Source organism: Herbaspirillum sp. BH-1 (genome assembly GCF_002870055.1).
GTDB classification, from domain to species: Bacteria; Pseudomonadota; Gammaproteobacteria; order Burkholderiales; family Burkholderiaceae_D; genus Herbaspirillum; species Herbaspirillum frisingense.
Window position 1 is genome coordinate 1 of the sequence record NZ_PKOI01000033.1, and the last position, 17,665, is coordinate 17,665.

Here is a 17,665-nt window from a genome sequence, read left to right on the forward strand (position 1 = left end):
CCGAAGGCGAGCCGGACACGCTTTCCCCCTTGGGAGCCAGCCGCCGGAGTGAAGCGGCAAGTGGATCAGAAAAATAGTGGGAGCGAAGCGACTCTATTTTTCCCACTTGCTGCTTCACTCCGGCGGGCACCCTCCGCAGGAGGGCTGGCTCTTGGGGGCCGTTTTCTTTGCTTACTTTCTTTGGCGGGCCAAAGAAAGTGAGCGGCTGCCGGGCCGCCCCCGGCGCTCCCCTGCGACCGGAGAGAGAAAAGCATTAAGCTAGAGCGCAGATAGTCAGCAAGACCAGACTACCCAAGCAACAAAACAAAACAAAACAAAACAACACAACACAAAGCAAGACAGCAAAGCACCCCCAAAAGCACAACCAACATCAAAGGAGCACACCCCATGGCCAAGCCCAAGAAAGTCATCATCACCTGCGCAGTCACAGGCGCCATCCACACCCCCTCGATGTCCCCCCACCTGCCCATCACCCCCGAGCAGATCAGGGACGAAGCATTGGCCGCCGCCGAAGCCGGCGCCGCCATCGTCCACCTCCACGCCCGCGACCCACAAAACGGCAAACCCACCCAGGACCCCGACGAATTCCGCAAATTCCTCCCCCAGATCAAAGCCCGCTCCAACGTCGTCATCAACCTCACCACCGGCGGCGCCCCCACCATGGGCGTAGAAGAACGCCTGCAACCCGCACTGCAGCTCAAACCCGAAGTCGCCTCCCTCAACATGGGCTCCATGAACTTCGGCCTGTATGAAATGCTGAACCGCTTCAAGGACTTCAAATACGACTGGGAACGCCCCTACCTCGAAGGCTCCGACGACCGCATCTTCCGCAACACCTTCAAGGACATCGCCTACATCCTTGAATCCTGCAGCGCCAACCAGACCCGCTTCGAAATCGAGTGCTACGACATCGGCCACCTCTACACCGCCGCCCACTTCATCGACCGAGGCCTGATCAAGCCCCCCTTCCTGATCCAGTCCGTCTTCGGCCTGCGCGGCGGCATCGGCAACGACGTCGAAGACGTGATGCACATGAAGCGCACCGCCGACCGCCTCTTCGGCGAAGACTACTTCTGGTCGGTACTGGGCGCCGGCCGCGGACAGATCCCCATCGCCACCATGTCGGCGGCCATGGGCGGCCACACCCGCGTGGGTCTCGAAGACTCGCTCTGGGACGGCCCCGGCAACCTGGCCAAGAGCAATGCCGACCAGGTCCGCCGCATCCGCACCGTCATCGAAGCGCTCTCCCTGGAAGTGGCCAGCCCCGACGACGCCCGCGCCATGCTGAAACTCAAGGGCGGCCAGAACGTCGGCTTCTGAGCGCCACCGCCCGCAGCGGGCAGGCCTTGGCGTTTCGTTATTGACGCCATGCCAAGGCTCCCCGCCCTTCGGGTGCTTGCCCTGTCGATGCGCTACAATCCCGCATCCCTCGGCCAGTGGCCAGCACCCGAAACATTGCAATGAAACAATACCAAGACCTCATCCAGGACGTCCTCGAGAACGGCTCCTGGCAAGACAACCGCACCGGCATCCGCACCCTCAGCATCCCCGGCGCGATGATGCGCTTCGACCTGCAGAAGGGCTTCCCGGCGGTGACCACCAAGCGCCTGGCCTTCAAGTCGGTGGTGGGCGAACTGTGCGGCTTCCTGCGCGCCACGCGCAGCGCCGCCGACTTCCGCGCCCTGGGCTGCAAGGTCTGGGACCAAAACGCCAATGAAAACGCCGACTGGCTGGCCAATCCCTTCCGCACCGGCACCGACGACCTGGGCCCGGTGTATGGCGTGCAATGGCGCCAGTGGCCGGCCTACAAGCTGATCGATGCCGCCCACAGCGCGCAGATCGACGCCGCCCGCAGCAAGGGCTTCAGCATCGTCTCCACGCTGCAGGATGACGGCGTGGACAAGGTGCTGCTGTACAAGGCGGTGGACCAGCTACGTGAATGCCTGGACACCATCGTCAAGAACCCCGGCAGCCGCCGCATCCTGTTCCATGGCTGGAATTGCGCAGTGCTGGACGAGATCGCCCTGCCCGCCTGCCACCTGCTGTACCAGTTCCTGCCCAACCAGAACACCGCCGAAATCTCGCTCTGCCTGTACGTGCGCAGCAACGACATCGGCCTGGGCACGCCCTTCAACCTGGCCGAAGCGGCGGCACTGCTGCATCTGGTCGGGCGCCTGACCGGCTACAAGCCGCGCTGGTTCAGCTACTTCGTGGGCGATGCCCACATCTACGAAAACCATATCGAGATGGTCAAGGAACAGTTGACCCGCGAGCCCTACCCGCTGCCGCAACTGCTCATTTCCGACCGCGTACCGGACTTCGCCAAGACCGGCGAGTACGCACCGCAATGGCTGGAACAGATCGAGCCCTCCGACTTCTCGCTGGAGAACTACCAGCACCACGCCCCCCTGACCGCCCCCATGGCGGTCTGAACCACCTGCGCATGCCGCCACCGGCAGTGCGCCGGTCAGTGCGCACTTCGGGAGAGACGCATGACTACCCCCCTGCTGCAACGACTGGGCCTGGCCCATCCCATCATCCAGGCCCCCATGGCTGGCAGTTCCACCGTGGCCATGGCCGCAGCCGCCTCCAATGCCGGCGCCCTGGGTTCGCTGGCGCTGGGCGCCTCGAACGTGGCGCAGGCCCGCGAGGCGCTGGCACAGTTGCAGGCGCTCACGGCCAAACCCTTCAACGTCAACTTCTTCTGCCATCAACCGGCGCAGCTGGATGCGACCCGGGATGCGGCCTGGCTGCAGCACCTGCAAGGCCATCTGGATGAATTCGGCGGCAGCATCGCGCTGCCCTTGAAGGAGATCTACCAGAGCTTCAAGGTCGATACCGGGATGCAGCAACTGATGCTGGAACAGCCGCCCAAGGTGGTCAGTTTCCACTTCGGCCTGCCATCGGCTGCTGTGATCCAGTCCCTCAAGCAGGCCGGGGTGTTCCTGTTGGCCAGCGCTACCTGCCTGGACGAGGCACGCCAGATCGAGGCCGCCGGGATCGACGCCATCGTCGCGCAAGGCATCGAGGCCGGTGGCCATCGCGGCATCTTCGACCAGGACAAGGATGAGGAGATCGGGACCTTCGCCCTGGTGCGCCTGCTGGCGCAGCATAGCCGCCTGCCGGTGATCGCAGCCGGCGGCATCATGGATGGCAAGGGCATTGCCGCCGCCCTGCAACTGGGCGCGCAGGCGGTGCAGATGGGAACCGCCTTCCTGCTCACCCGCGAATCCGGCGCCAATGCCGCCTATCGCGCCCTGCTCAAGAGCGAGCGCGCCGAACACACGCGTGTGACGGCCGCCATTTCAGGCCACCGCGCACGCGGCATCGTCAATCGTTTCATGCAGGAAATCGATACCCCTGGCGCGCCGCCGATTCCAGCCTATCCGGCCGCCTACGACGCCGGCAAGCAGCTCAATGCGATGGCTGTGGCCAGGGATGTGCACGAATTCGGCGCTCACTGGGCCGGACAAGCTGCGGCGCTCATCCGCGACGGACTGACCGTGGCCGAGCTGGTCCAGGTGCTGGTGCAGGAGTGGCAGGCCACGGCCTGAGCCACTCTGTTCAGGATACGGTGCCGGTGGCGGTACCGGTGTCGCCCGGCACCTGCTTGTCCTGCCAGCCGCCGCCCAGGGCCTTGTACAGCGAGACGGTCGCCTGCAGCCGCTGCAGCTTGATCTGGCCCAGCTGGTTCTGGGCTTCAGAGAGGGTGCGCTGGGTATCAAGCACCACCAGCAGGTCTTCGGCACCGGCGCGATAACGAATTTCGGCCAGCTCGAAGGCGAAGCGCGCCTGGTCCACTTCCCCCACCTTCAGGCGGTACCGCTCTTCCAGGCTGCGAATCGCGCCCAGGGCCTTTTCCACCTCGGACAGCGAGGTGATCACCCGCTGCCGGTAGACCTGCACCAGTTCTTCCTTCTGGGCCTCGGCCAAGGCGCGCTGGTTGCGCAGGTTGCCGCCATCGAAGATGGGCGCGATCAGGCCGGCGCCGAGGTTGGCGAACAGGTTGGGACCATCGAACAGGGACAGCAAGGCATTGCTCTGCGCGCCCGTGGAGCCGGTCAGCGTGATGCTGGGGAACAGCGACGCCCGGGCCACGGCGACGTTGGCATTGGCGGCCGCCAGGTTGGCTTCGGCGCGACGGATGTCGGGCCGGCGGGTCAGCAGTTCGGAGGGCAGGCCGGCCGAGATGCGCGGCATCTGGATGCCGGCCAGGCCTTTTTCCTCGACCTTGAAATTCTGGGGCGGACGGCCCAGCAAAATGGCCAGTGCGGTCTGGGCGTCCTGCTCCTGTTGCTGCAGGTCGGGGATCAGCTGTCGCTGGTTGGCCAGGGCCGAACGCTGGCGCGCCAGGTCCAGCGGCGAGGCCGAACCGGCGCGGCTTTGCGCTTCCACCAGGCGCAGCACGCGTTCGGCGTTGTTGACGTTCTGGCGCGCAATCTCCAGCCGGTCGCGCAGCGACAGCACTTGCAGATAGGTGGAGACGATGCCGCTGGTGACGGTCAGGGCCACCGTCTCGCGGTCATAGCGATTGGCGCGCAGGGTGGCTTCGGCGGCCTCGACCCCGGCGCGGTTCTTGCCCCAGAAGTCGATCTCGTAGCTGATCTGCAGGCTGGCGTTGGCGGCATTGGCCGGGGTGCCGCCTGAGATCGGCATTTCACGGCTGGCACCGGCATTCAGGCTGACATTGGGCAACAGCGGCGCGCCGGCGATGCGGGCCTGGGCCTCGGCCTGCTTGATGCGGGAAAAGGCGGCGGCGATTTCGTAGTTGTTGCGCTGGCCTTCCTGCACCAGCTCGGACAATTCGCCGCTGCCGAACTGCTTCCACCAGTCGGTATCGGGCCACAGCTGTTCTGCGTGGGCCACATCGGCGGAAGCACCACCGCCCCACTTGTCGGGCACCTGCATTTCGAGGATGGGATCGGTCTGCACCTGGGGCGTGACGCAGGCACCCACGGCAAGCGCCAGCGAGACGGCCAGCACCACCCGCGCCAGGCGGGGCAGCAGATCGGAAACAGGCGGAGTCGGGCTAGGCAATCTCATGGGTCATGTGCATCGAAACAGGAAAAAGAGGCCGCCCTCCCCGGCGCAGCCTCTACTGTACAACATGCCTGGCGGCTAGCGTGACGCTGCGCCGGCAGTGGCCGCAGGGGCCGGCGGATTGGCCGGCAACAGCACCTGCTCGCCTTCCTTAAGGCCCGACAGCACCTGGGCGCGCTCGCCATCGCGGATGCCGATCTTGATCTTGCGGCTCTCCAGCTTGCCGTCCTCCAGCACCACCTTCACGGTCTGGGTGCCATCCATGCCGGGCTTGGTCACCAGCGAGCGCGGGATGGTGGGCACGCGCTCGGCCCGGGCCAGCACGAAATAGACATCGGCGCTCATGCCGCTCATCAGTTCCCGGCTGGGATTGGCGACATCGAAGAGCACGGTGTAGAAGGCCTTCTTGCCCTGCCGCCCGGAGTCGTCGGTGGGCAGCAGCATGATCTGGCGCAGCTTGCCGCTCCAGCGCTTGCCGGGATAGCCGGGCGTGGTGAAGTAGGCGGTCATGCCCTTTTGCAGGCGGGTGACGTCTTCTTCCGATACCGGTACCTGCACCGTCATGCGCGAGAGGTCGGCAATGCGCATCAGGGCTTCCTGGTTGGCGCCCACCATCTGGCCCGGCCGCGCGTTGAGGGTGACGATGGTGCCACTGACCGGCGCTTCGATGCGGGTCTGTTTCTGCACCGCCTCATCTTCGCGGATGGAGGCCTCGGTCTGCTGGATCTGCGCGTTGGTGGCGTCCACCCGGGCCGCCGCCGCATACATGTTCATGCGGCTGGATTCATAGGATTCCTCGCGGGTGGCGTTCTCGGCCTTGAGCTGGGTCTGGCGCTGGAACTGTAGCTGGGCAAAGTCCAGCTGGGCGTTCTGTCCGGCCAGCTCGGCCTTGAGGCGCGCCAGCGTGGCGCGGTTGTTCTCGATGCGACTGCTCTGCACGGCCGGTGCCACCGTGGCCAGCAGGCGACCGGCCTTGACGGCTTCACCGATGACCACATCGACATCCGACAACTGGCCAGCCACCTTGGAGCCGACATCCACATAATCCTGCGCCACCACATTGCCGGTGGCATTGACTACCTGTTCCAGGTCGGCCCGTTCGACGGTGACCGTCTCCAGCTTGACCGGAATCGGCTTGGGCGCCGCTGGCGGCGGCTGCTGGCGCGAATACAGCCAGTAACCACCGCCCAGCACCAGTACCAGCGCCAGCCCGCTCCACCACGCCTTCTGTCGTGCAGGGGCGTGTGAAGTCGGGATGGCGTGGGGCAGTTGATCTTGCGGCTCGGTCATGGTCGCTCGTGGCAAACGCGAAAGATGATGTCAGAAAATGATGACGGCCGAATTTCATCGGCCGTCTCCGGTCCTGTCCGCCCCCTCAGGCGGCCAGCATCGGTGCGTCCTGCCGGGCCAGGGCGACGCGCCAGTCCGGGTGGACTTCCGGGACGCCGCTCCAGACCGCCTGGTGCAGCTGAGACAGCAGACCCGGCTCTTCCAGGATGCTGTTCTTCTGCTTGTCGTTGAGCGCGTCCGGCCCGTCCTTGAGCGCCGTGCGCACCAGCTTCTCGCGCAGGTGCTGCGTCAGTTGCGGCACCTGCGGATGGGCATGCGCAGTGGCACACACCAGGGCATTGAAGGCGGGATCGACCACCGCTTCCACGAAGCCCGGCAACGCCGGTGTTTCTTCATGGTGGCGCACGGTCTCGCGCAATTCGAAGGGTGGCGAGGTCTCTTCGGGAATCTTGAACAGACCGGCGCGACGGAAGCCACGGCCGAAGCTGACCCGCGAGGACAGCACCGACACCGGCACCGACACCGCCAGCGAACCGGCGATCGGGATCAGCCACCAGATGAAGGACGGGTTGAGCCAGTACACCAGCGCGCCCCAGGCCACGCCCAGCAACGAATGCCAGCCATGGCGGCGCAGCGCCTCGCCCCAGCCGGTTTCATTGTCGGCGCGCGGTGGCGACTTCCAGCCGGCATTCCAGCCCAGGAAGGCGCCCAGCACGAAGCGGGTGTGGAACAGCATGCGCACCGGCGCCAGCGCCATCGAGAACAGCAGTTCGATCACCATGCTCAGGAACAGGGCCAGCGCGCCGCCAAAGCCACGCGCGCCCTTCACTGCAAACAGCAATACCGCCAGGATCTTGGGCAGGAACAGGATGGTGGCGGTGGCCGAGACCAGCGCCAGGGCCTTCTCCGGATGCCATTCGGGCCAGATCGGGAACAGCTGGCGCGGCGCCGTGAAGTATTGCGGGTCGATCAGCGTGTGCGCGGCCAGCAATACCGTGGACAGGATCAGGAACAGCCCCCACAGCGGCGCCGAGACATAGGCCATCACACCGGTGACGAACACGGCGCGGTGCACCACGTGCATGCCACGCGCCAGGAACAGGCGGAAGTTCATCAGATTGCCCTGGCACCAGCGACGGTCGCGGCTCAGTTCGTCGAGGAGGTTGGGCGGCATTTCCTCGTAGCTGCCATCGAGGTCGTAGGCGATCCACACCGACCAGCCGGCGCGCCGCATCAGCGAGGCCTCGACGAAGTCGTGCGACATGATCGGCCCGGACAGGTTGCCCTTGCCCGGCAGCGGCGCCAGCGCGCAGTACTTCATGAAGGGCTGCAGGCGGATGATGGCGTTGTGCCCCCAGAAGTGCGACTCGCCCAGTTGCCAGTAATGCAGGCCGGCGGTGAACAGCGGGCCATAGACACGGGTCGAGAACTGCTGGATGCGGGCATACAGCGTGTCACGTCCGGCCGCGCGCGGCGCGGTCTGGATGATGCCGGCGCCGGGATGGGCTTCCATCAGGCGGGTCAGCTTGGTCAGACATTCGCCGGTCATGACGCTGTCGGCGTCCAGCACCACCATGTAGCGGTAATCGGCACCCCAGCGACGGCAGAAGTCGTCCAGATTGCCGCTCTTGCGCTTGACGCGGCGGCGGCGGTGGCGATAGAAAATGCGCCCGAAGCCGCCGGTCTCGCGGCACAAGCGATTCCAGGCGGCGGTTTCGGCCGCGCAGATATCGGCTTCGCCACTGTCGGAGAGGATGAAGAAATCGAAATGCGCGATCTGGCCGGTGCGCTCCAGCGACTCGTAGGTCGCCCGCAGGCCGGCGAAGACGCGTGCCACGTCCTCGTTGCAGATGGGCATGACGATGGCCGTGCGCGCTTCTTTCGCGATCTCGGTGTGACCGGCCTTCTCGTGCGAGATGAGGTACTTGTCGTCACCGCGCATGAGGACCAGGAAGCCCGTCATGGCCGTCCAGAAACCCGCCGACACCCACAGGAACAGCAGGCCGAACAGGAACAGCACCACCATCTCCAGCGGCTTGGTGCCGTGGTAGGGCAGCACGTCGCTCATGAAATAGGTGGCCATCGAGGTCTGCAGGACCATCAGGATCAGCAGCGTGATGCGGCGTACGTTGCCGGTGTGCTGCCAGTGGCCCTTGGGATCAGGCGCCTCGGACTGGTCGAGGTGATCTTCGATGTAACGCGGTTCATCATCCACCGCTGCCGGCACCGGCTCGGCCAGCTTGGCGCGGCCCTTGCGGGCGCGACGCCAGCGGCTGGGGCGACGCTCCAGGCGGCGGTTTTCTTCCTCCACCCAGCGCGAGAAGGGATTGAGTTCACCCCAGGGGCGCGGGACCATGGACTTGCGGTGCATGGGCGGTCCGACCGGAATGTGCGGCTGGCCGCGCTCCTGGCTGATGGGCGGCACGACGCTGCCGGCCTCGGCAGGGTCGGTGCTATCGGTCGCGCCGTCGGTACTGGATTGCGGATACATCAGGCGCAAGCGTGCGTCCACCGACGCCTGGGCGGCGGCTGCAACAAGTTGCACATCGCGCCCGGAAGCCTCGGCCAGCACGCGGTGCAGGTCGGCCACCGGATCACCGGAGCCGATCGCACCCGCCCGCGCCGCCAGGTCCTGGCGTTGTTCAGGCGACAGCGGCAGGCGCGCGAGGTAATCCTCGAGCGCCTGCGAGGCTGCCGAAGTCTGCCTTAGTTGGGGGGTAATATGTAGCTCCACGTTTCAGACAAGGTTGTGCCGCCATTGGCATTGCGCAGGAAACCGCGCAGCTCGACAGGCTTGTTTTCTTCCAGCCGGCGCAGCTTGACTTCCACGCGCCAGCCGCCGGTCATTTCATTCTTGCGTGTGGTCACGCTGGCCAGCTTGCCGTTGGCATCGGCTTCGACCACGCCTTCCACGCGCGCATTGGCCGGCAGCTTCTTGAGAGTGCCACCGTCGAAATCGATGGCCAGTTGCTGCACCTCGTCGGCCTTGCCTTCCTGCTTGGGACGGTAGCCGTGACCGAACAGGGTCTGCGTGACGAAGGCCAGCGGCGGACGCTTTTCATTGTCCTTCTGCCAGGACAGGCGGTATTCCACATTGAAGGGTTGACCCGGCTTGGGCAGGGTGTTCGGAATCCAGTAGGCCACGATGTTGTCGTTGGTCTCGTCCGGCGTGGGAATCTGCACCAGTTCCACGCGGCCCGAACCCCACTTGCCCTTGGGCTCGACCCAGGCGCTGGGGCGGGCCTGGTAGTTGTAGTCCAGGTCTTCGTAGTGCGAGAAACTGCGATCGCGCTGCATCAGGCCGAAGCCCAGCGGATTGTCGAAGGAGAAGGACGTCACCAGCAGACGCTTGGGATTCACCAGCGGACGCCACAGCCATTCGCCGGTGCCGGACTGCATCGACAGGCCGTCCGAGTCATGCACTTCCGGACGGAAGTCGTCGGCCGGGCCGGGCTGGTTCTCGCCGAACAGGAACATGCTGGTCAGCGGCGCAATACCCAGCTTGGTGACATTGCTGCGCAGGTAGAGCTGGGCCTTGACGTCCATCACGGTATCGACGCCCGGCTTGAGCACGAAGCGGTAGGCACCAGTGGCCCGGGGCGAATCCAGCAGCGCATAGATCACCAGTTCCTTGGCATCCCCCGAGGGACGCTCCAGCCAGAACTCGGTGAAGCGCGGGAATTCCTCCCCCGAATAGAGCGCCGTATCGATCGCCAGGCCACGCGCCGACAGGCCATAGCTCTGGCCACGACCCATGGCGCGGAAGTAGCTGGCGCCGTGGAAGGTCAGCACGTCATCCTTGACCTTGGCCGAGTTCAGCGGGAAGCGGATGCGGAAACCCGCAAAGCCGAGATTGCGCAGGCTGCGCTGATCCACGCTGCGATTGGCGCTGTAGTCGAACAGGGCCGGATTGAAATGGATTTCGCGTACGGCGTCGCCGACCACTTCATTGACCTTGACCGGCTCGGTGTAGCTGGCGCCGAGGTGGATGAAGGACAGCTCGAAGGGCAGCTTCTGGACACGCCACCAGGACTTGTCGTCGCGGAAGTAGATCTGGCTGGCCTGCTCGTAGCTCAGGTCCTTGAGCGACTTGGGCAGGTCATCGGAGGGTTTCTTGTAGGACTTGCCGGCCAGCGCCTTGGCGCGTGCGGCAACGGTATTGAAATCGAAGGCCAGGGCGGCTTGCGGCAAGGCCAGGGCCAGCAGACCGGCGAGGGTCGCGGGCGCGGCCAGACGGCGCCACCAGGTCGATCGTGTGGTGCTGGACGGGGAGGATGGTCCCGCGCCAGGCCCGGAGGTGGTGTGAAGCAGCATTATTGTTTTGTCTGACATGCAATTTTCTGGTTAAGAGCCCCGGCTGACGCTCTGGGCTGCGCCGAACTGGAAAGCAGGCGCTAGTTTACCCAAATGTGGCGGGGATTGTTCGCAAGTTCGCAGGGCGTTGGCATGGTTCCGGCATTTCCGGACAATGCCAGCGATGTTTCCGGAATGAAAATATCACTGCTGGCTGGCAGGCCGCTGACGAGCTCTTTCGGCTGCCGGTGTCAGGTATAAGGGCAGGTGCAGGTGCAGAAAGTTCCGTGCCGCAGCATGGCTGCTGTAACATTATGCGTCTGAAGAAATCGTCACCGGCCCATGGCCGGCCCGCTGCGACCGATTCAGGGCCATCCAGGCCAATCAGACCAGTCCAGGCTGATTTGAGCGGCCTCGACCACCTTCCACTCCATTCAGGCAAGAACGCATCCGCATGACCACACCTTCCGGCCAGCTCACCATCGTCGTCGCCACCGACCTCAACAACGGCATCGGCATCAACAACACCCTGCCCTGGCGCCTGCCGGAAGACCTGGCCCACTTCAAGCGCACCACCTCGGGGCATGCCATCCTGATGGGCCGCAAGACCTTCGAATCGATCGGTCGGCCGTTGCCCAATCGCCGCAACATCGTCATCACCCGCAATGCCGACTGGCAACACGACGGCGTGGAAACCGCGACCTCGCTGCAGGCGGCTGCAGCCCTGGCCGGCGGTGCTCCGGCCTTCATCATCGGCGGTGCCCAGATCTATGCCGAGGCCCTGCCGCTGGTGGACCGCCTCATCATCACGCGCATCGCCGGCAGTTTCGACTGCGATGCCTTCTTCCCGGCCATCGACGAGCAGCGTTGGCAGGAGACGGCGCGCGAGGAACACCACTCCGAAACTTCCGGATTGGACTACGCTTTTGTGACGTACCAAAGACGTTGAATCGGGTCCGGACAGCGGCTGTTGTTTTTTCCCGTTTTTGCTTAAACTGCGCACCTCTTTAGCGCATATCTGCGACAATCCCGCTTTCATTTTTTCCGGCGCGCAAGCACTGCCAGCCCAGGCGCTCTTCTTTTCACCCCTGCGCGCGTCCGCCTACCCGGCGCCCCACGCGCGCGAAGCCTGGAGAATTCCATGAAATTCCGATTCCCCATCGTCATCATCGACGAAGACTTCCGCTCCGAGAACACCTCGGGCCTGGGCATCCGCGCCCTGGCTGACGCCATCGAAGCCGAAGGTATGGAAGTGCTGGGCGTGACCAGCTACGGCGACCTGGCCCAGTTCGCACAACAGCAGTCGCGCGCCTCGGCCTTCATCCTGTCCATCGACGACGAGGAAATGGGGGCCGGCTCGGACGAGGAAACCGACCACGCCCTCAAGGCCCTGCGCGCCTTCGTCAGCGAGATCCGCCACAAGAACGCCGACATCCCCATCTATCTCTACGGTGAAACCCGCACCTCGCGCCACATCCCCAATGATGTGCTGCGCGAACTGCACGGCTTCATCCACATGTTCGAAGACACCCCGGAGTTCGTGGCCCGCCACATCATCCGTGAAGCCAAGTCCTACCTGGACGGCCTGGCCCCGCCCTTCTTCCGCGCCCTGGTCGATTACGCCCAGGATGGCTCCTATTCCTGGCACTGCCCCGGCCACTCCGGTGGCGTGGCCTTCCTGAAGTCGCCCGTCGGCCAGATGTTCCACCAGTTCTTCGGCGAGCGCATGCTGCGCGCCGACGTCTGCAACGCCGTGGAAGAACTGGGCCAGCTGCTGGACCACACCGGCCCGGTGGCCAATTCGGAACGTAATGCGGCGCGCATCTTCAATGCCGACCACTGCTATTTCGTCACCAACGGCACCTCGACCTCCAACAAGATGGTGTGGCACTCCACCGTCGCCCCCGGCGACATCGTGGTGGTGGACCGCAACTGCCACAAGTCCATCCTGCACTCCATCATCATGACCGGCGCGATTCCCGTGTTCCTGATGCCCACCCGCAATCACCTGGGCATCATCGGACCGATCCCGCTGGAAGAGTTCACCCTGGAAAGCATCCAGCGCAAGATCGAAGCCAACCCCTTCGCCCGCGAAGCCAAGAACAAGAAGCCGCGCATCCTGACCATCACCCAGTCGACCTACGACGGCGTGGTCTACAACGTCGAAACCCTGAAGGACATGCTCGACGGCGAAATCGAGACCCTGCACTTCGACGAAGCCTGGCTGCCGCACGCTACCTTCCACGACTTCTACAAGGACATGCACGCCATCGGCAAGGACCGCCCGCGCGCCAAGAAATCGCTGATCTTCTCGACCCAGTCGACCCACAAGCTGCTGGCCGGCCTGTCGCAGGCCTCGCAGATCCTGGTGCGCGAATCGGAAACCGTGAAGCTGGACGAAGATGCCTTCAACGAAGCCTTCCTGATGCACACCTCGACCTCGCCGCAATACTCCATCATCGCCTCCTGCGACGTCGCTGCGGCCATGATGGAAGCCCCTGGCGGCACGGCGCTGGTGGAAGAAAGCATCATCGAGGCGCTCGACTTCCGCCGCGCCATGAAGAAGATCGACCAGGAGTTCGGCGATGAATGGTGGTTCCAGGTCTGGGGCCCCAACAGCTTCGCCGCCGACGGCATCGGCGAGCGCGAAGACTGGGTCATCAAGGCCGAGGACGACTGGCACGGCTTCGGCGACCTGGCACCGGGCTTCAACATGCTGGACCCGATCAAGGCCACCATCGTCACCCCCGGCCTGGCCCTGAACGGCCAGTTCGGCGAGACCGGCATCCCGGCCTCCATCGTGACCAAGTACCTGGCCGAGCACGGCGTGATCGTGGAAAAGTGCGGTCTGTATTCCTTCTTCATCATGTTCACCATCGGCATCACCAAGGGCCGCTGGAACACGCTGGTGACGGCACTGCAGCAGTTCAAGGACGACTACGACAAGAACCAACCGATCTGGCGCATCCTGCCCGAGTTCGCCCAGCGCAACCCGCGCTACGAGCGCCTGGGCCTGCGCGACCTGTGCCAGCAGATCCACGAGACCTACCGTGCCTACGACGTGGCCCGCCTGACCACCGAGATGTATCTCTCGGACATGCAACCGGCCATGAAGCCCTCGGATGCCTTCGCCAAGATGGCCCACCGCGAGATCGACCGCGTCCCCCTGGATGAACTCGAAGGCCGCGTCACCTCGATCCTGCTGACCCCGTATCCGCCGGGTATTCCGCTGCTGATCCCGGGCGAAATCTTCAACAAGACCATCGTCGATTACCTGAAGTTCGCCCGTGATTTCAACGAGAAATTCCCTGGCTTCGAAACCGACGTGCACGGTCTGGTCAAGCGCGAAGTCAACGGCCGCCGCGATTACTTCGTGGATTGCGTCAAGCAATAAGCCTCAGCGCTGAACGTAAAAAAACAGCCGATGCCTGCGAAGGCATCGGCTGTTTTCTTTTCGGGATCGACATACCCACTCCCGTTCGGACTGAGTAGCGGCTCTGCCGCGTATCGAAGGCGCAGGGACTCCGCGCCAGCCGCGCCGTCAGAAAGTGCCGAGATAGAAGAAACCCGCCAAGGCCCCGCCAAACAATAACCACAACGGATGGATCCTGGTCTTGAGCGCGATGATGGCCGTGGCCGCCGTGATCGCCGCCAGGAAGCCATGGGTGATCGAGGCCTGGGCGATCAGCAACGCCGATGCCGCCACCAATCCGCCGGTCACCGGGAGCAGCCCGGCCTGCACGTGACGCCGCCAGGGCTTGTCCTTGAACCTCTCCCACACGTGAAGCATGATGACGGTGATGATGGACGACGGCCCGAACTTGGCCAGGCTGGTCACCAGCATCCCCCAGAAGCCGGCCACATGCCAGCCCACCAGGGTCACCACCATCAGGTTGGGACCGGGCGCGGCCTGGCCCAGGGCAAACAGGGCGCTGAAATCCTCGGCCGTCATCCAGTGATGCACCTCCACTACCTGGCGCTGCATCTCCGGCAGGATGGTATTGCCGCCACCGAAGGCCAGCACCGACAACTGCGTGAAGATGATGGCCAATGCGATCAGGGTCTGGCTCATTGCGCGCCCTCCTTCTTGACGGTGTCCTTGACGCTATCCTTGGCGGCGGCGACCTGCGGCCTGGCGGCGAAACGCTCGCCGTAACGGGCGGTCAGGATCACGCTGATCGGCGTCATCACCAGCATCACCCACAGCAGCGGGATGCGCAGCAAGGCAATGGCCACGAAGCAGACGATGGCCACCCCGGCCAGCACCAGGTTCTTGCGCAGCGGCAGCGCGATCTTCACCGCCATCTGGATCAGCAGCCCGGCCGCGGCCGCGGCCAGTCCGGCGAAGAGGTGCTTGACGTTGGGATCATGCTGGAAGTGTTGATAAATCATCCCCAGCAGGATCACGACGATGGACGGTACCGCGATCAGTCCGGTGATGCCAGCCAGCGCGCCCTTCCAGCCGCGGAATTTCATGCCCAGCGCCACCGACAGGTTGATGATGTTGCCGCCCGGCAGAAACTGGCACAGCCCCAGCAGTTCCACGAATTCGGGTTCGGTCAGCCAGCGCCGCCGTTCCACGATCATGCGATGCGCCAGCGGCAGCGCCCCGCCGAAGGCGGTCATGCCCAGGCCGAGGAAGCCCAGGAACAGTTCTCTGGTAGTGGGGACAGGCCGCTCTGGGGCCAGGGGATCGGGAGTGCTCATCGTCGTCTCATGCAGGCGCGGCGTGATTGCCGCATGCATGAAAGGCTACTCTTGGGGAGGGTTTTTGTCTAATATATGTCAGATAGCCTATCCATATTCATACGATATGTCACCTGCCATCGACCTGCGCCTGCTGCGCTATTTCATCGCCGTTGCCGAAGAGGGCCACCTGACCAAGGCCGCCGAACGCATCGGCATCCAGCAACCGCCGCTGTCGCAGCAGATCCGCGTGCTGGAGCGCGAGCTGGGCGTGACCCTGTTCAATCGCCTGCCACGCGGCATGGAGCTGACCGACAGCGGCGCCGCCCTGCTCGTCGACGCCCGCGCCCTGCTGGCCCAGCTGGATACCACGGTGGCCAGCGTGCGCCGCATCGCCCAGGGCAAGATGGGGCGCATCGCGGTGGGATTCACCGAATCGGCCTCACTGCATCCCTTCGTGCATTCGGTGATCCGCGCCTTCCGCGCCGATGCGCCGGATGTGATCATGACGGTGGAAGAGAGCAATACCAACGAACTGATCGAATCACTGCGCGGCAAGCGGCTCGACCTCGCCTTCGTGCGCTCGCCGGTGGGCGACGCCAGCGGGCTGACGATAGAGACCATGCTGGTGGAAGACATGGTTGCCGCGCTACCCATCGACCATCCGCTGGCCGACGGCGGCAAGCGCAAGAGCATCGCCCTGCACGCCCTGGCCGAGGAATCCTTCATCATGACGCGCCGGCCCAACGGCCCGGGCCTGTACGACACCATCATCGCCGCCTGCCACGCGGCCGGCTTCTCGCCACAGGTGCTCCAGGAGGCGCGCAAGAACCTCTCGACGCTGTCGCTGGTCGCAGCAGGCGTCGGTGTGGCGGTGATCCCGGCGTCGATGACACGGGTCAATGCGGAGGGGGTGGTGTATCTCAGGCTGACCGGAGCCTCGGACCTGAAAGCTCCGCTGCACCTGGCCTACCGGACCGGCAGCATCAGCGGCGCTGCGCGGCTGATGCGGGAAGAGGCGTTGAAACTGAGCGCCGGCCGTAAGCGCCGTTAAACACGTACGACATATGGCAGAAGCGCCATCCATACAAAGAAGGCTTCCCACAGGAAGCCTTCTTTGTAAATCGTTTACAAACTTTACGACGCGACGCGCTCAGGTCTTGGGCAAGGTCACGCCATGCTGGCCCTGGTACTTGCCGCCGCGATCCTTGTACGAGGTCTCGCAGATTTCATCGCTCTCGAAGAACAGCACCTGGGCACAGCCTTCGCCAGCGTATATCTTGGCCGGCAGCGGCGTGGTATTGGAAAACTCCAGGGTGACGTAGCCTTCCCATTCCGGCTCGAAGGGGGTGACGTTGACGATGATGCCGCAGCGCGCATAGGTGGACTTGCCCAGGCAGATGGTCAGCACGCTACGCGGGATGCGGAAGTATTCGACGGTACGGGCCAGCGCGAAGGAGTTGGGCGGGATGATGCAGACATCGCCCTTGAAATCCACGAAGGATTTCTCGTCGAAGTTCTTTGGATCGACGATGGTGGAATTGATGTTGGTGAAGATCTTGAATTCATCGGCGCAGCGGATATCGTAGCCATAGGACGAGGTGCCATAGGAAACGATCTTGGCCCCGTCCGCCGACTGGCGCACCTGCCCCGGCTCGAAGGGTTCGATCATTCCTTCCTGCTCCGCCATGCGGCGGATCCACTTGTCTGACTTGATGGCCATGGTGTTCGATGTGTGTGACGAATTTGGAGAATGCGGCATTTTACGCGAAAATCGGCGCAAATTGGGCCAATCCACGCCATCGCGGCGTGCCGCTGCTGCCCTATATTGCCCCGACAGGAGATAGCCAGTAGCAACGACGGTCACCTTGTACGAATTGATTCTGCCGCTCTGACATTTTATTGTTTGAAACCAAACTCATCAGGGCACTCTCATGTTCATGTATATGCAGGTAGTACTTACCGTCGGCTTTTTTCTGCTTACCGTTGAAGCCTCCGCCATCGAATGTGCTCGTATCGGCACCTTCACAGAAGAAACCATCTGTGGGGATCCTATGCTCCTACGGCTGGACAACGCGCTGAACAATAACTATCGATGGACGTTGAACTCCGACATCGGTGACGGTGCAAAAAAGGCGCTGAAAAGGTCACAGAAAACCTGACTGCTTCGGCGGAACCAATGCCCCGACCGCGAATGCATGATGCCCTTGTACAAGCAGCGCATTGAGGAAATCTGCGACTATCCCGTCATCAGCGGAGTTCATCCGACGTGCGACGAATCCGATACTACGGCGGAAACAAATCCCCGCGACTGATCCCGTCAGCGCTGGACGCGCCGACCTCTTCGCTCCATCGG

14 protein-coding genes are annotated in these 17,665 nt (G+C 63.9%); 7 read left to right on the forward strand and 7 right to left on the reverse strand.

The genetic code is table 11. From position 1 onward, the window contains the following. Positions 1-387: 387 nt before the first annotated feature. The 3 genes from HBH1_RS24025 to HBH1_RS24035 all read left to right on the forward strand — a co-directional run bounded on the left by HBH1_RS24025 (position 388) and on the right by HBH1_RS24035 (position 3,554). Positions 388-1,320: a 3,5-dioxohexanoate:acetyl-CoA acetone transferase gene (locus HBH1_RS24025; RefSeq protein WP_102664661.1), complete on the forward strand. Its 933-nt coding sequence runs from the start codon at positions 388-390 to the stop codon at positions 1,318-1,320. A gap of 140 nt (positions 1,321-1,460) precedes the next feature. Beyond that, the gene (locus HBH1_RS24030) at positions 1,461-2,432 is read left to right on the forward strand and encodes a thymidylate synthase (protein ID WP_102664662.1); all 972 of its coding nucleotides are present in this window, start codon (positions 1,461-1,463) and stop codon (positions 2,430-2,432) included. 60 nt (positions 2,433-2,492) lie between these two features. After that, entirely contained in the window at positions 2,493-3,554 is a 1,062-nt protein-coding gene (locus tag HBH1_RS24035) for an NAD(P)H-dependent flavin oxidoreductase (protein WP_102664663.1), read from the forward strand. Positions 3,555-3,564: 10 nt separating this feature from the next. Here the strand turns inward: HBH1_RS24035 and HBH1_RS24040 are convergent, their stop codons facing one another. The 4 genes from HBH1_RS24040 to HBH1_RS24055 all read right to left on the reverse strand — a co-directional run bounded on the left by HBH1_RS24040 (position 3,565) and on the right by HBH1_RS24055 (position 10,662). Further along, positions 3,565-5,043 (reverse strand): efflux transporter outer membrane subunit, encoded by a 1,479-nt coding sequence (locus HBH1_RS24040; protein WP_102664664.1) that lies wholly within the window; start codon positions 5,041-5,043, stop codon positions 3,565-3,567. Between the two features lie 75 nt (positions 5,044-5,118). Beyond that, complete coding sequence (locus HBH1_RS24045) at positions 5,119-6,330, reverse strand: efflux RND transporter periplasmic adaptor subunit (RefSeq protein ID WP_006464372.1); 1,212 nt, start codon at positions 6,328-6,330, stop codon at positions 5,119-5,121. Between the two features lie 85 nt (positions 6,331-6,415). Continuing rightward, entirely contained in the window at positions 6,416-9,064 is a 2,649-nt protein-coding gene (gene mdoH, locus HBH1_RS24050) for a glucans biosynthesis glucosyltransferase MdoH (RefSeq protein ID WP_102664665.1), read from the reverse strand. Next, positions 9,037-10,662 (reverse strand): glucan biosynthesis protein G, encoded by a 1,626-nt coding sequence (locus HBH1_RS24055; protein WP_102664666.1) that lies wholly within the window; start codon positions 10,660-10,662, stop codon positions 9,037-9,039. Before HBH1_RS24055 ends, mdoH begins: the two co-directional genes overlap by 28 nt. A gap of 415 nt (positions 10,663-11,077) precedes the next feature. On the opposite strand from HBH1_RS24055, the gene HBH1_RS24060 reads away from it, so the two are divergent. After that, positions 11,078-11,572, forward strand: a complete 495-nt coding sequence (locus HBH1_RS24060; protein ID WP_102664667.1) for a dihydrofolate reductase — start codon at positions 11,078-11,080, stop codon at positions 11,570-11,572. Between the two features lie 192 nt (positions 11,573-11,764). Then, entirely contained in the window at positions 11,765-14,017 is a 2,253-nt protein-coding gene (locus tag HBH1_RS24065) for an arginine/lysine/ornithine decarboxylase (RefSeq protein WP_006464376.1), read from the forward strand. Positions 14,018-14,164: 147 nt separating this feature from the next. On the opposite strand, the gene HBH1_RS24070 is transcribed toward HBH1_RS24065, so the two are convergent. Both HBH1_RS24070 and HBH1_RS24075 read right to left on the reverse strand, forming a co-directional pair. Further along, on the reverse strand, positions 14,165-14,695 hold the full coding sequence (locus HBH1_RS24070; protein ID WP_102664668.1) for a chromate transporter: 531 nt from the start codon (positions 14,693-14,695) through the stop codon (positions 14,165-14,167). Beyond that, positions 14,692-15,330, reverse strand: a complete 639-nt coding sequence (locus HBH1_RS24075; RefSeq protein WP_166758084.1) for a chromate transporter — start codon at positions 15,328-15,330, stop codon at positions 14,692-14,694. Before HBH1_RS24075 ends, HBH1_RS24070 begins: the two co-directional genes overlap by 4 nt. Positions 15,331-15,436: 106 nt before the next feature. Between HBH1_RS24075 and HBH1_RS24080 the strand changes: the two genes are divergently transcribed. Then, positions 15,437-16,363 carry a LysR family transcriptional regulator gene (locus HBH1_RS24080; RefSeq protein ID WP_102664670.1) on the forward strand — a complete coding sequence of 309 codons (927 nt, stop codon included), beginning with the start codon at positions 15,437-15,439 and terminating at the stop codon, positions 16,361-16,363. A 99-nt stretch (positions 16,364-16,462) separates the two neighbouring features. On the opposite strand, the gene dcd is transcribed toward HBH1_RS24080, so the two are convergent. Further along, complete coding sequence (gene dcd, locus HBH1_RS24085) at positions 16,463-17,032, reverse strand: dCTP deaminase (RefSeq protein ID WP_006464380.1); 570 nt, start codon at positions 17,030-17,032, stop codon at positions 16,463-16,465. 211 nt (positions 17,033-17,243) lie between these two features. Between dcd and HBH1_RS24090 the strand changes: the two genes are divergently transcribed. Continuing rightward, entirely contained in the window at positions 17,244-17,471 is a 228-nt protein-coding gene (locus HBH1_RS24090; RefSeq protein WP_102664671.1) for a lysozyme inhibitor LprI family protein, read from the forward strand. Positions 17,472-17,665: the final 194 nt, after the last annotated feature.